The organism is Streptomyces sp. NBC_01426 (genome assembly GCF_036231985.1).
Classification (GTDB): Bacteria; Actinomycetota; Actinomycetes; order Streptomycetales; family Streptomycetaceae; genus Streptomyces.
This window is the reverse complement of record NZ_CP109502.1, coordinates 89,266-103,511: the sequence shown is the minus strand read 5'-3', so window position 1 is coordinate 103,511 and position 14,246 is coordinate 89,266. Positions and strand designations below refer to the sequence as shown.

Below are 14,246 nucleotides of genomic sequence, written 5' to 3'. Positions count from 1 at the left end.
GAGGACTCGGTGACCACCGAGAAGGACACCCTCGAAATCTGGAACACCTACGGCACCCACCAGATCACCAGAGGACTTCAGCTGCCCGAACTGGACCGGTGGGACTGGGGAATCCCGGAGACCGGCCCCGGCATCAACGCCCTCGGTGAGGTGGCGGGACTACGCGTCCTCGACCTCGGCAGCGGCCTCGGCCGGCACGCCGCGAACCTGGCCGCCCTGGGCGCCAAGGTCACCGCCGTCGACGCCTCACCCGCCCAGCACCAGCGCGCCCTCACCCGCTACCCGGACCACCCCGGTCTGCACCTGGTGTGCGCCGACGCAGTGGACCACCTGCGCGCTGCCGACCCGTACGACCTGATCTACTCCGTCGGCTCCCTGCCGTATCTGGACCCCAACCGGCTGCTGCCCGCCCTGGCCAACGGCCTCAAACCGGGCGGACGCCTGGTCTTCTCCGCGCTGCACACCAACTCGGACGGCGCCGGGCCCTCGAACGAGGTGACCCCGCGCCCCGAGATCCTGCGGCTGCCCGGCACGACCCAGGACCACCCCGTGAACATGTGGGTCCTCAGCGTGCAGCTCTGGGAAGACCTCCTGGTCCAGCACGGCCTCACCCTGGACTCGGTCACAGCGATCGACTCTCCGACGACGGACAACGCGGTCTCCTACCGGCTGTACACGGCCCGCCGTCCGGAACGCGTGCCGAGCCGTCCCCGCACCAACGCACCTCCCCCGCCGAACACCGCGCTCGGCGTCGGTGTGATCGTGCACGGCCCGGACGGCATCCTGCTCGGCCGACACCGGCGCCGTACCTGGGAGCTCGCCGGCGGGACCGTCGAACCGGGCGAGACGTTCGCCGAGGCAGCCGTCCGCGAGCTCCACGAGGAAGCCGGCCTCGTAGCCGAGCCCGACGACGTACAGGTGCTGGGCACGCTCCTGGACCGGGTGGGCGACGTCGTACGGCTGACGGTGCCCGTCCTGATCACCCGCTGCTCCGGCACCCCCCGTCAACGCGAAGAGACCATCGGCTCCTGGCGGTTCTGGCCTCTGACCGCGCTGCCCCAGCCGTTGTTCGTGCCCAGCGCCCAGTGCCTGACCGCCTGGAACCCCGCCCTCCCGCTCGACCACCCGGCCGCCCACTTCCAGCCGTACGCCTCCCCAGGCCGCTAGCCCGGCACCGACCACCTCCCGCGACCACGTTCGACAGAAAAGGTCTTACCGTGCCTCCGTCCTCTTCTGCGTCCATGCCGTCCCTGCTGGGCATCTTCGGCCATCCGGACGACGAGTCCCTCCTGGCCGGCGGCGTCTTCGCGCAGCACGCCGCCGCGGGCGCCACGACCGCCGTGGTCACCGCCACCTGGGCGCCCGACAGCCACCGGGCCGGCGAACTCGCAGAAGCCCTGGACATCCTGGGGGCGGGCAGGCCGCGCATGCTGGGATTCGCCGACGCTCGCATCCCCGACTCCGCGCCCGGCCGGCCCCGGCTCTGCGACGCCCCGCTGGAGGAGGTAGCGGGGCTGATCGTCGAACACATCCGCGCCGTACGGCCACAGGTCGTCGTCACCCACGACGCCTACGGCCAGCTGACCGGCCACCCGGACCACCTCCGCACCCACCAGGCGGCGCTGCTGGCGTTCCACGCCGCGGGCCTGGAACACCTCTACCCGCAGGCCGGGGCTCCGTGGCAGCCCGACTCGCTGTACGCCGCGACGCATCCACATTCGGGGGTGGGCGAACTGGGTGCGCTGTTGACGCGGGTTGGCAAGAAGGTGCTCAGCGTGCCGGACGGACACGTCACCGAGACGGTCGACGTGAGCGACTGCACGGACCGGAAACTGGCCGCGATCTTGGCACACCGCAGCGAAGCCGCGCGGGAGCGGCCCCTTCCCGGAATCCTCTCCCGGCTTCCCGCAGCGGAGCGGGAGTCGATCATCGCGACGGAGTACTTCACCCTCCTCGGCAGGAAGCCGGCGCCGGGCGGGGCGGTCCTCCAGCAGTCACCGTGAGCTGCTGCCGAGGAGCTTGGTCATGGCCCGGTTGACTCGGGCGTCGCGTCCGGCGACGTAGGAGGGGCAGGGCAGGTAACCGGCCCGATGGTAGAGAGCGAGGGCGGCGGTGTTGCGCCGTCCGGTCTCCAGCATGATCCGCGTCGCGCCGCGGCTGGCAGCATGCCCTTCGAGACGTTGGAGGAGGTACCGGCCGATTCCGTGGCCGCGAGCTTCACCGGAGACGTACATGCGTTTGATCTCTGCAGTGTGCTCATCGAGGAGGCGTACGCCTCCGCACCCGACCGCCTCGTCGCCGACGTGGGCGATGAGGAACAGGCCGGCGGGCGGGTCAAAGTCCGCCTCGGGGGTGGCGTCCGGGTCGTCGGCGAAGCCGTACAACGTGTGCTGTTCGGCGCGGAGGGCCTGGGTCAGGCGCCGGGCGTCCGGGTGGTCGTAGTGCGCGGCGGTCACGGAGGGCGTCAGGCGTATCGCGGCCGGGGCGTCGGAGGCGGTGGGCACGAAGGTCATGAAGCCGATAGTGCCCTGTCGACGGCGGTGAGCGCACGGGCGCCGTCCGGTGCGCGCATGCGGGCGCCTGCTGAACGGCGGATCCGGCGCAGGAGGTTGCGGCAGCGGATGGACTGCACGTCGGGTACCCGGTCGGCGAGTTGCAGGAGGGTGGCTGCGGTGGCGTCGGGGTCGCGGGCGAGGAGGTGGGCGTGCGCGAGGTGGATGCCGTGCAGGAGGGCGGAGCGGGGGAATCCGCTGGTGGGGCCGTGGTCGGTGAGGGGGGACAGGAGCGTGGTCGCCTCGGCGAGCAGGCGCCTGGTGTGGGCGGGGTTGGTGGCGGCGAGTTCGACGAGGGCGTGGCCGGCCTCGGCGGAGACCTGTTCGGGGGTGAAGTAGTACAAGGAGGGCGGGTCGTCGTCGCGGCGGTGTTCCAGGAGGGTTCGGCAGCGGTCCGTGGCGTCCCGGAAGGCGCTGATGTCGCCGGCCGCGGCGTGGGCGGTGGCCATGCGGCCCCAGGCGCGGGCGCGGACGACGGGGCTGCTGCGGGCGGTGTGGTCGACGGCGGCTTCGGCGTAGCGCAGGGCAGCGGCGGGCTTGCCGGTCGCGGCGTGCTGGTAGGCCAGCATGCCTAAGACGTTGGCGACCGTGGTGGTGTCGCCGGCGGCTCTGGCGAGGCGGATCGCGAGGAGCTGGTAGCGCTGAGCGGCCGCGTTGAGGTCGGCGTCGAAGGCCATCCACCCGCTGAGCTGGGCCATGCCGCTGGCGGTGGCGAGGAGGCGGGTGCCGACGTCGGTGGTGTAGCTGCTGCTGCGGACCAGGTCGAGGACGCCGGCGAGTTCGATGCGCACGTACCGCTGGGACAGGGCTCCGCCTCCGGCGGTGTCGTCCAGGCGCCGCAGGCGGCCGAGGTGGCCTTCGAGGACGTCGACGAACGCGGGCAGGACCTGCTCCTGGGTGCCCGGTGCAGCGGTGCGCAGCGGGCTCTGTCGGGTGGCGTCCCAGACGGCGCTCAGGAGCTGGCTGTCGCCTGCCGGGTGGAGGATGGCCTGCTCTTGCGGTTCGGTAGCGGTCCATGCGGTGGCGGTGGCCAGGACGTCGGCGACCGAGCGGCGGCCGACGAGGTCGTCGGTGGCGGTCTTCTCGGCCGTCGCGCCGCCCGCAGCGGGCTCTCCCCAGAGGTCCGCGGCGTTGAAAGGTTCGCCGGTGGCCTCGGTGAGGACGGTGGCCGCGAGCCGGCGCACGGTCGCGGAGCGGGGCCTGGTGCCGTTGAGCCAGGCCCGGCCGGCAGTCAGGTGCAAGGTGGGCTGGCCGGCGGCTTCCAAGCGGGGGTTGAGGGCCCGGACGAGATCACGGGGTGTCCACCGGGCTGCCCGGAGGGCGGCGGCCAGGGCCTGGTTCGAGGGGGGCGCGGACGCCGACCCGGCGTCCGCCGACGTCGCGTCGCGGAGGGTCATCACGCCCGGACGCTACGTCAGATCTCCTGTGTGGGGCGCGAATTCTCGGCTTTTCTCGCTCTCGCCGCGAAATTCTCAACGTTCTCTCCGGTCCCCTCTGCCGCAGCCTCTTCGGGCGCTGTGTGCTGGTGAGCCCGCCGCCGGCCGACCGCGCCGACGGCTTGGCCGGCCAACATCTGGGCCGTTGCCGCCACCTGTCACGACGCGTACGGCCGCCTACCGACGGCCGGTGCGCGGGAGTTGGAGGACGCCATGCCGCACCGTTTCGAGCCGGCTCCGCAGCGCGAGCGAATCGCGGTGGCGCTCGCGGACTACGTTCGCGCGGGAGGGGCGCTGTCGGTGGCGGACGGCTCCGGCGTGATCGGGGAACTGGAGCAGCGGATCGAGAAGGTCCTGGGCCTGCCGGATCCGCTGTCGTTCTCCTCGGGCACCGCCGGGCTGCACGCGGCCTACCTCGCGCTGGACATGCCGCCCGGCTCGGAGGTGATCGGGCCGGTCACCACGTTCCACGCCTCGTTGAGTCCTGCGCTGCACGCCGGGCTCAACGCGGTGCTCGTCGACGTGGAGCCGGACACCGGGAACCTGTGCCCGGCGGCGCTGGAGGCGGCGATCACCCCGCTGACCCGGTGCGTGACGGTGACGCACTACCTGGGGCATCCCGCCGCGATGGAGGAGATCACCCGGATCTGCCGCGAACGGGATCTGCACCTGATCGAGGACATCAGCCACGCCTACCTTTCGATGCTGCACGGGCAGCGGGTGGGGACGTTCGGCGACATCTGCGTCGGCAGCATGCAGGACAGGAAGTCCTGGCCCGCCGGTGAGGGCGGCCTGTTCAGCGCCGCGCGCCCGCAGTGGCGCGAGCGGGCGCTGCTGGCCGGCCACTACCGCGGCCGCGCCCTGCTGCTGAAGGACCCGGAGCTGGCGGCGTTCGGGGAGACCGGGCTCGGGCTGAAGATGCGGATGCACCCGCTGGCCGCGGTGGTGGGCCTGGCCAACGCCGAGGACCTGGTGGAACGTCTGGCGGCCCGCCGCGCGCTGCTGGAGCGGCTGACCCGGGGCCTTCAGGGCCTGTCGGGGGTGCGGCCGCCTGTGGTGCGGCCCGGCGCCGGTATGGGGGGCTGGTTCTCCTACCGGCCGCAGATCCAGCCCGGCGAGCTGAAGCCGGGGGTGGACGTCAACGCCTACCTGCGGCGGCTGCAGGACGCCGGGGTTCCGGCGCACTACCCCTCGGTCGGCTCGCTGGCCGGCATGCCGCTGTTCACGCATCCGGTCCCGCTGCACGCGGCATCCGGCACCTGGCGGCCGCGGCGGTGCGGTCCCTTCCACGGCGAGAGCGCCTACAACGCGGGCCGGATCAGCGTGAGCGTCACCGACCAGGACACCGAGGAGACGATCGGCACCTACGCCGCCGCCTTCGCCGAGGCGTCGCATGCCCTGGCCCGGCCGGTGGCGACATGACCGCCCGGGCAGCCGTCCCCACCGTCCCCGCCGAGCCCGGCCGGGCGGGCCTCTTACTGCCGGCGCGACGGCGGCTGTTCGGCTGGTCGAGGGAGATGGCCGCGCAGCGCGGAGAGCTGGAGCGCGGCTGGACGGCGGCGCTCCAGGCCGGCGGCGCAATCAGCCCGCCGCCGGGTGTCGCGGCGGCGCAGCATCTGGCGGACGGCGGCGGGTTCCGCCTTCCGGCCGCACTGGAGAACCAACTTCCGGCAGCGGCGAGGGCGTTCTTCGACGACCGGGTGGTGCGCGGGGGTTGGGTGTATCTGCGGGGCTTCGGCTACTACACGGCCGACGCGCAGATGTACCTGCCCGGCCGCGCTCCGGCGCCGGGCCGGAGGTTCGCCACCGTCCAGCAGCGGTGGCCCCGGTACGCGGAGTTCGCCCGCCCGCTGGCGGAGACCGCGGCGCGGGAACCGGCCGGGTGGTACGCGTGGGTGGCGTGGCTGGCGTTCCTGGAATCGGCGGTGCAGGACGTGTGCACCGCGCGGTGGAGCGCCGCAGTCCTCGCCGACGACAGGGCGGCCGGGGTGCTGGACGAGGTCCTTCAGGGGCTCGGCGTGCTGCTGGCCGAGGCTGCCTGGAACCGGTGGCAGCCGCAGGGTTGCCCGGCCGGTCCGTGCGATCGGGCCACCTGGGCGGAGCGGGCGACCGCCCTGACCTCCGATGCCCGGATCCCGGAGATCCTGCGCGAGCTGGCGCGGGCACTTCAGGGGCCCCAGGTCGCGGCGGACGCGGTGCGCGCCGTGCGCGAGGGCGACGTGCTGTGGCAGATCGCCGCAGTCGCCCAGACCCGCTGGCCGGCGCTGGCCGCAGCACATCCGGGCGCGCCGGTGCTGCTGGTCAGCGAGGCCTTCGGCGCGATGGCCGCGGGCCCGGTGCTCGCCGGGATGCTGCCGGCCGGTCAGCGCGACCGGGTCCGCCTCGCGCTCACCCGGGGTTCGGTCCACGAGGAGGAGATGGCCCGGGTCTCGGGCACCGCGTGGCGCACCGGGCGCCTGGAGGCGGACGGGCAGGTGGTGGTGCACCTGGACGACAGCGTGTTCACCGGCCGCACCCACGCCGGACTGCGTCGGGCCCTGACCGGCGTCCCCGCCGCGGTGTACCTGGTACCGCTGACGCTGGACGTCGGCACGCCCTTCAACCACCCCGAGGAGATCACCGCGCTCGGCCGCGGGGTCGGCGAGCACCTGGCCGACCTCGAGACCGCCGTGCGCGCCGTGGGCGGGGCGCTGCCGCCCGCGCCAAGCCTGTGGGCGCGCCGCAAGGCGCCGGGGCCGCCCCTCGGCGCCGACGACGGTCCGGAGGAAGGCTCGTGGGAGGAGGCGTTCGAGCGGGTGGCGGGCGGCTCGGACCGGCTGATGGCACTGCTGTGGGACCGCTACGCCCCGGAGGTCCGCAATGCCTGACCGCCCGAACCCGCGCACCTCGGCCGAAGTGCCGATAGAGGACCTGGTGTTCACCGCCGGGGCCGGCCGCCGGGCCCGCATGGTGTCCTGGCTGGCCTACCAGCAGATGGCCGCCGACGTGGCCGGGCAGATCCGCCGCGCCCACCCCGGTGCGGTGACGCTGGTGGGCATCTTGCAGGGCGGGTGGATCACCGCCCAGTCCCTGGCCGACCTCCTGCCCGCCTCGACGGTGCTGGCCGCCGCCGCCCGCCGCCGCAGCGAGCGCACCGACGGCCTGGAGCTGCTCGCCGCGGCCGACGGGCTCCTTGCCCCCGGTACTCCCCCGCCGGGGCAGCCGCTGATCGTGGTGGACGAGGTCGTCGACTCCGGCCGAACCGCCCGATTCTTCCTCGACCACCTCGCCCCGTACGAACCGCAGTTGGCGTGCCTGGCGGCCTCGGACACCGCGGACCCAGCGCCGCACTTCACTGCCTGGTCCATGTCCGACCTGCCCTCGCTGGTCCTGCCCTGGCGGGTCCTGCGCGACGCCGACCAGACCGCCGGGTGCCTGCTGGCCGCCGGCCCCCTGACCACCGCCCAGCTCGACGAGAGGCTGCGTGACCTCGGCCATGACATCGACCCCGACCTCCTTGAGTCCCACCTCGACCATCTCGCCGCTCGTGACCGGCTCCACCGCGACGGGACCCTCTGGCGCCTTCCCGGCGGGCCGGACGCTCCCTGATCCCGCGACCGTCAGCGGCATCGAGCGGGTGGCCGCGTTCTACGACGCGGACCCCGAGCGGGAGTGGCAGCGCACCCGCTCCGGCCCCTACCACCGGCTGGAGACGGAGGTCATCCACCAGCAGGTCCTGGCCGGGCTGCGCCCGGGAAGCCGCATCCTCGACATCGGCTCGGGCCCCGGCGTCCACGCCCTGGAACTGGCCCGCCGCGGGCACATGGTCGCCCTGTCCGACCTGTCCGCGAACAGCCTGGACAGCGCCCGCGCCCGCTTCCGCCAGGCCGGTCTGGAAGGGCACCTGCTGGGCACGCAGCACGGCCCGGCGCAGCACCTGGTTCCGCCGTCGGGCCAGTTCGACGCGGTGCTGATGTTCGGCCCGCTCTACCACCTGCTCGACGACGCGGACGCCGTCGAGGCGGTGCGCCGGGCCGCGACCGCGCTGGCGCCGGGCGGCCGGTTCCACGCGATCTTCCTGACCCGCACCTCGGTCCTGCGGGACCTGCTCAAGCGCGGCCGGTTCACGGAGATGACCGCCCTGACCGGCGGCGGATACCTCGACCACGGCCGCTACGAGCCGCTGCCTGCGGTGTCGGCCGACGACTACATGCCGCCCACCCGCACCCACCGCCTCACCGAGGCCGAGGACCTGCTGGCCGCGGCCGGACTGGAGGTCACCGACCGGTACTCGCTGGAGGGCGTCGCGGCGTGGATGCGCCCGTACGTCGACCAGGCGGCCGCCGACCAGGAGGCGTTCACCGCGCTGAGCCGCGCGGTGCGGGAGACCACCCAGGCGGGCGAACTCCTCGAGGCGGGTGATCACTTCCTGCTGTCCGCCGCACCGGCCGGACTGCCGCGCCCGCGCCCCCGGACCCGCACCGGGGCGGGACGGGCGGACCTCGTCGGGCGCCACCGCGGCGTGCTGGCCGGCGCCGACGGCCGCATCACCTTCGCCCCGGCCCTCATCCGCCACGGCGGCCGCCGCCTGCTGGCCGTGACCACCGGCCCGGCCGACGCCCGTACCTACATCCCTCGGCAGTTGCCCGGCCGCGCCCCCGAGCCGTGGTACACCGGCGGCCGCAACCGCATCGTCCTCACTGCCCTGCCCGAGCCCGGCGGGCCGGTGTCCCTGGACGGTGCCCGGCCGCTGCCGGTCCCGGACGGCTGCGACGACGTCACCGGCGTGAGCCTGGTCGTCCACCAGGAGGCGCTGCACGCCTACTTCAGCGCCCGGCCCGACGGCGGGGCCTGGTCGATCTACCGCACCGTCAGCCGCGACGGCGGAACCACCTGGGCCGCCCCCCACCTCGCCCTCGCCCCCGCCGCCGAGGACGGGGCGAGCGACGGCGAGCACGTGCTGCTGCCGGCCGTGCTACACCGCGGCGGCGCCTGGTGGATGTGGTACGCCGGACGCGACGGCCACCACCGGCGCATCCACCTGGCCACCTCCACCGACGGCATCGTCTGGCAGCGCAACGGCGTCGTCGTCACCACCGGCCCGGCCGGCGCCCCGGACGCGTACGCCGCCGACTGCCCCGCCGTCGCCGCGAGTTCCGACGGCGGCCTGCTGATGGTCTACGGCGCCGGCACCTCCCGCTCGTTGGCGGCCGCGCACTCCCGCGACGGCCTGACCTGGCGGCCGCTGGGCGCCGTCCTGCACCGCGGCGGCCCCGGCAGCCCGGACTCCCGCTACGCCTTCTATCCCGCGCTGCTGCCCGAGGGAGGCGGCCGGATCCGGCTGCTGTACGCGGGCGAGGACGACCAGGCGCGCTGGACGGTGCTGGACGCCGGTGTGCTGGACGCCGCGCTGCTGGCCGAGCGTCCCGCTCCACTGCCGCTGACCGACGAGATCGCAGCCGCCGTCGACCGCGTCCGCGACGAGGTGCCCGCCCCGTACTGGGAGATCCCGGAGGACTGCCACGCCCCCGCGCCCGCCTACGCCTCCCCCGACGGGGCGCTGGCCCAGCTGCGGCCGAGCAGCACGCCGGTGTTCGCCGCCCGCACGACCGCGGGCACGGTCGTGGTCAAGCCCGGTCGCGGCCGGGCCTTCGCCGAACGGGAGCACACCGGTCTGCAGGCCCTCGCCCGGCATCTGCCCGTGCCTGCCACCGCGCTGCACTACCGCGGCGAGGACGCGACGCTGGTCTCCCAGGCCGTGGACGGCATCCCCCTGCGGGACCTGGCCGCCACCGACCCGGGGCGATTCCTGACGGTCCTGGGCGAGGTAGCCGCCCGGCTGGTCCACGGCGCCACCGCGACGCTGACCCCCCGCCGGGAGGACGACGTCGACCACTCGCTCCAGACCCCCGCGGTGCTGTCCGGCTGGGTGGAGGACCTCGCCCACCGGCTGCGGCCCTGGGCCGACCACACCCTTCACCTCAACGGCGCACCGACCCACCTCAGTTGCCGCTCCCTCATCCACCTCGCGCGCCGCTCCCTCACCCCGGCCGCCCCGGGCGGCTGGCTCGTCCACGCCACCGGCGACCTCCACCTGGGCAACGTCCTCGTCCACCCGACCGAGCCGCGCTGGTGGGTGATCGACGCCGAGTTCGCCGGCATGCACGACCTCGACCAGACACTGGCCAAGCTGGCCGGCTCCTGCCTGAAGCACACCGGCCTGCTCGCCGACGCCGCGGTCCGCGAACACCGCGGCGTCCTTCAGGTCACCTGCCCACTGGCCGAACCGTTGGGGGGACAGCTCCTCGAAACGACCTGGCTGCTGGACCGGTTCGACGGCCTGCCCCTGGACCGGGCCCGGATCCTCGGCCTGCTCATGCCGGACTTGTACTTCCGCCTCACCCGCGACGAGAACGCCCCCGCCGCCGCCGAGGGCCTGGCTGCCCTCGCGCTGGCCGCTCGGATGACCGGCCACGGAGCAGCCCAGTGACCCCCACCCCCCACCAGCCGCTCGTGCCGCCGATGCCCGCGGTCACCACCGTCCTGTTCGACATCGACAACACCCTGATCCCCACCCGCGCGATCTGGCAGCACGCCCTGGACACCGTCGCCACCCGACTCGCCGGCGCCCACCCCGGCGTGAGCGCGGCCGTCATCGCCTCCACCTACGTGCACACCTCCGACCGGCTGTGGGGCGACTACGACCGCGCCCTGGCCCCGCTCGGCTCGCACACCGCCGCCCGCCGCCACGTCTGGGAAACCGCCCTGCGCGAAGCCGGGATCGTACTGGACGAGCGGCAACTGGCCGCCCACGTCGACGACTTCGCCCACCGGCAGATGCGCGCGATCCGCACCGTCCCCGCCACCGTCGACGCCTTCCGGCGTCTCGCGGCGGTCTACCAGCTCGGCGTCGTCACCAACGGCGACGCCGACCAGCAGCACGCCAAGCTCGAACAGGCCGGCCTCGACCCGTTCTTCGAGACCGTGGTGTGCGCGCTGGGCAACGGCCACCGCAAGCCGCATCCCGCACCGTTCCACCGGGCCTGCGAGGACCTGGCCGTCCGGCCCGAGGAGTGCCTATACGTCGGCGACGAGTGGACCGCCGACATCGTCGGCGCCCGCGCCGCCGGACTGCACCCGGTCTGGATCACCCCCACCGGGCAACCCCCGCCCGGATCGGCACCGACCACCCGCTTCACCAGCCTCGCCTCCTGCCTGAGAGCGCTGTGCGACCACGCCGCGCGCCGGCCCATCCGCGAAACGGAGCCCACGTGACCACCACGACTACCACCCTCCCGCCCCCGCCCCGGGCGAACACGGCCCACCCCGCCTACCCCGCCCCGCCCGTCTCCGGGAGCGCCGTCGCCTGCGACCTGCTGGGCCTGGTCCGCATTCCCGCCGCCGAGCTGCACCTCGCGGCCAACGCCGGCCTGGACCCCGCCCTGCTGGACACCTTCCTCCCGGCCGCCGGCGGCCCCCGGCCCGCGGCGGGCGCCCGCAACATCCGGCTCAGCCGGGGCCCGGCCTACTACCAGCCCCGTACGGCGCTGCCGTCCTGGGCGGCGCTGGGCGAAGCCCTCGGCCGCCTGGACCACCGGGCGCCGGGGCAGGCCCCGGCACTGCGGCACGCGCTGCTCGACAACCTCCACAACCTCGCCGCCGCCGGCGCCTACACCCTGTGGCACGGCCTCACCGACCGCCCCAGCCTCACCGACGATCCGCGCCCGGCCGCGCTGGAACGCCTGCTGGAGACCGCCACCTCCACCGCTGCCGCGCTTCACGGCCACCGCGCCGCCGGCCCGTTCGCCCCGCACCCCGGCGACCTCGCACTGCTGCAGGCCCACGAGGCGGGCTGGCGGGCCTTCCGGGAGCTCGACAACCCGGTCAAGATCGGCAACGAGCTGCGCTTCCTCGCCGAGCACGTACTGGCACCCCGGCCCGACATCACCGCCGTCCTCGCCCCGCTGTACGGGTCGCTGTCCCTCGCGCTGGCCGCCCGGACCGTCCTTCCCGCTCTGCTCGGCCGGCCGGTCGACGTGCACCTGGTCCGCCTTGGGTTCCACGACCAGGGCAACGTCGCATACCTCGGCGCCAGCGGCACCGTCCGCCACCGCGCCACAGCCCCCCGCGCCTACCGCGACCGCCTGACCGCCGCGGCCCGCGACACGACCCTGCTGGTCATCGACGACAACGTGGGCTACGGCGACACGCTGCGCGCCAGCCGCCAGCTGGTCGAGCAGCTCGGCGGTCGGGCCGTCACCCGCAGCGTCGAATCCGCGTGGACCCTCTACCACCGCTCCGGCCGGCACGACATCGCCGACGCCGCCGACCTGCCGAGCCTGCGCCCCAACCTGCACCACAGCATCCAGACCCGCCTGACCGGACACCTGCTGCGCGGCGACACCGGCGCCTACCTGAGCGACGGAGCCCACCGTACGGCGGGCACGCTGCACCGGCAGATGGCCGCCAGCTTCGACCTCGCGGTGAGCACCGGCACCTGGACCACCGCCCAACTGGCCGCCATGCGGGCCGAACTCGCCCACGCCGCCTCCTGGAACGAACCGCCCGCCCCCCGCCCGGCCGCGCTCGCCGCCGCCTGAACCCGGAGGCGCCCACATGCCCACCACCCCCACCCCGGGGACCGCTGCGGCCACCCTGCCCACTGCCCTTCACGCCGGGCCGCCCGGCCCGTGGCGGGTGAACGTCGACGTCCGCCACGGCACGGTCACCTCCCTCCCCGGCCTGCCGCCGGGACGGCTGCTCGCCGACCTCCTCGACGACGACGTGCCCACCGCCGTCATCGACCTCGACCGCTCCACCGGCACCAGCACCAGCACCGCGCTGCTGGAGACGGCCGTGCGCCACCACCCCGGCCGGCTGTGGGCCGGCGGCCGACTGGCCCCGCGCGACCCGGCCGTCCGCCGCCTCCTAGACGCGGGCGCCGCCGGTGTCCTGCTCGGCTCCACCGGCCTGCTCCCCGACGGACGCCTCGACCCGCACGCCTGGCCGGACTTCACCACCCTCGCGGACGCCGGACAACTGATGCTGTCCCTCGACGCCGTGGACGGGCGGATCGTCACCGACGGCTTCACCCGCACCACCAACGTGGCGCTCACCGACGCCCTGGACGCCCTCCTCGACGCCACCGGCGGCACCCAGCCCGTCCTGATCACCGACGCCCGCGCGGCAACCCACCGCACCCCGCCCCCCTGGCAGGTCCTCGACCGCCTCGCGGGCCGCCACCCGCATGCCTTCCTCTGGTACGCCGGCGGCCTGTCCGGGTGGGCCGACCTGACGCGCCTGTGGCATGCCGGCTGGGGCGCCGTCGTCGGCCGCGCCTACCTCACCGCTCCCCGCGGTCTGCCCGACGCCGAAGGCCGCCTTCACCGCACCCCGCCTACGGAGAACCGGACATGACCCAGCCCGCCCCCGCGCCCGCCCCGACGCCCGACGGTGATCCGTGGTGGATCAGCAACTACCGCGGCACCGGCTACCTGGAGCGCTACGGCAGCCACGACGGCGCCACCACCCGACGTGACGTCGCCTTCCTCGCCGCCCGCCTCGCCCTGCAGACCGATCACACGATCCTCGACCTGTGCTGCGCTTTCGCCCGGCACACGGCCGAGCTGACCCGCCGCGGCTACACCCACACCACCGGCGTCGACCTGTCCCAGGACCTCCTCGACCACGCCGCCGCCACCGCCGCGGCGGACGGCGAGCGGATCAACCTGTTGCACGCGGACGTCCGCGGCCTTCCCCTGGACGACGGCTGCGCCGACGCCGTCCTGCTCCTGTTCAACTCCTTCGGCTTCCTCGACACCACCGACGAGGACCTCGGGGTCCTGCGCGAAGCCTTCCGTGTCCTGCGCCCCGGCGGCCGCATGGCCATGGACCACTTCACCCCGCACCCCGACACCACCGGCATGGGAACCCGCACCGTCCGCGGCGATCACGCCGAAACCACCCAGCAGGTCACCTGGGACCCCGCCACGCGCAGACTCAATCGGCACACCACCACCGCCTACGACGACGGCACCACGGACACCAGCCACAGCTCGGTCCGCCTCTACACCCCTGCGGAGCTGACCGAGTTGCTGCACGCGGCCGGCTTTGTCGTCGACGAGCAGTTCGGCGGCTACGACGCCCGCCCCCTCACCGCCGACAGCAGCCGCCACCTGGTGACCGCGCACCGGCCCTGACCCGCCGTACGCCCGGGTCGGCCGTGCGGCGCCGGAAAACAAAGCCGGGCCCGACCGCGTTCAGCGGCCGGGCCCGGCGT

The 14,246-nt window shown here is 74.6% G+C and carries 12 protein-coding genes; 10 read left to right on the top strand and 2 right to left on the bottom strand.

The genetic code is table 11. The annotated features are described in order from the left end of the window. Positions 1-9: 9 nt before the first annotated feature. Both OG906_RS38850 and OG906_RS38845 read left to right on the top strand, forming a co-directional pair. Positions 10-1,167 (top strand): bifunctional class I SAM-dependent methyltransferase/NUDIX hydrolase, encoded by a 1,158-nt coding sequence (locus tag OG906_RS38850; RefSeq protein ID WP_229877989.1) that lies wholly within the window; start codon positions 10-12, stop codon positions 1,165-1,167. Positions 1,168-1,241: 74 nt separating this feature from the next. Next, positions 1,242-2,003 (top strand): PIG-L deacetylase family protein, encoded by a 762-nt coding sequence (locus OG906_RS38845; protein WP_190148928.1) that lies wholly within the window; start codon positions 1,242-1,244, stop codon positions 2,001-2,003. Here the strand turns inward: OG906_RS38845 and OG906_RS38840 are convergent. Together OG906_RS38840 and OG906_RS38835 are read right to left on the bottom strand one after the other, a co-directional pair. Continuing rightward, positions 1,995-2,513, bottom strand: a complete 519-nt coding sequence (locus OG906_RS38840; protein WP_329449010.1) for a GNAT family N-acetyltransferase — start codon at positions 2,511-2,513, stop codon at positions 1,995-1,997. The genes OG906_RS38845 and OG906_RS38840 overlap by 9 nt on opposite strands. Continuing rightward, positions 2,510-3,949 carry a hypothetical protein gene (locus OG906_RS38835; protein WP_329449236.1) on the bottom strand — a complete coding sequence of 480 codons (1,440 nt, stop codon included), beginning with the start codon at positions 3,947-3,949 and terminating at the stop codon, positions 2,510-2,512. Before OG906_RS38835 ends, OG906_RS38840 begins: the two co-directional genes overlap by 4 nt. Positions 3,950-4,201: 252 nt before the next feature. Between OG906_RS38835 and OG906_RS38830 the strand changes: the two genes are divergently transcribed. Genes OG906_RS38830 through OG906_RS38795 form a run of 8 tightly spaced genes read left to right on the top strand, consistent with a single transcriptional unit; the run spans position 4,202 to position 14,166 of the window. Further along, positions 4,202-5,410: a DegT/DnrJ/EryC1/StrS family aminotransferase gene (locus OG906_RS38830; protein ID WP_329449009.1), complete on the top strand. Its 1,209-nt coding sequence runs from the start codon at positions 4,202-4,204 to the stop codon at positions 5,408-5,410. After that, positions 5,407-6,855, top strand: a complete 1,449-nt coding sequence (locus OG906_RS38825) for a hypothetical protein (RefSeq protein WP_329449008.1) — start codon at positions 5,407-5,409, stop codon at positions 6,853-6,855. Before OG906_RS38830 ends, OG906_RS38825 begins: the two co-directional genes overlap by 4 nt. Continuing rightward, positions 6,848-7,576: a phosphoribosyltransferase gene (locus OG906_RS38820; RefSeq protein ID WP_329449007.1), complete on the top strand. Its 729-nt coding sequence runs from the start codon at positions 6,848-6,850 to the stop codon at positions 7,574-7,576. The genes OG906_RS38825 and OG906_RS38820 overlap by 8 nt, the downstream gene beginning before the upstream one ends. Beyond that, a complete protein-coding gene (locus tag OG906_RS38815) occupies positions 7,515-10,457 on the top strand; it encodes a methyltransferase domain-containing protein (RefSeq protein WP_329449006.1) in 2,943 nt (980 codons plus the stop codon). Before OG906_RS38820 ends, OG906_RS38815 begins: the two co-directional genes overlap by 62 nt. Continuing rightward, positions 10,454-11,242, top strand: a complete 789-nt coding sequence (locus tag OG906_RS38810) for an HAD family hydrolase (protein WP_329449005.1) — start codon at positions 10,454-10,456, stop codon at positions 11,240-11,242. The genes OG906_RS38815 and OG906_RS38810 overlap by 4 nt, the downstream gene beginning before the upstream one ends. After that, positions 11,239-12,567 carry a phosphoribosyltransferase gene (locus OG906_RS38805; RefSeq protein ID WP_190148921.1) on the top strand — a complete coding sequence of 443 codons (1,329 nt, stop codon included), beginning with the start codon at positions 11,239-11,241 and terminating at the stop codon, positions 12,565-12,567. Before OG906_RS38810 ends, OG906_RS38805 begins: the two co-directional genes overlap by 4 nt. A gap of 16 nt (positions 12,568-12,583) precedes the next feature. Beyond that, complete coding sequence (locus OG906_RS38800; protein ID WP_329449004.1) at positions 12,584-13,384, top strand: HisA/HisF-related TIM barrel protein; 801 nt, start codon at positions 12,584-12,586, stop codon at positions 13,382-13,384. Further along, the gene (locus OG906_RS38795; protein ID WP_190148919.1) at positions 13,381-14,166 is read left to right on the top strand and encodes a class I SAM-dependent methyltransferase; all 786 of its coding nucleotides are present in this window, start codon (positions 13,381-13,383) and stop codon (positions 14,164-14,166) included. The genes OG906_RS38800 and OG906_RS38795 overlap by 4 nt, the downstream gene beginning before the upstream one ends. Positions 14,167-14,246 lie beyond the last annotated feature (80 nt).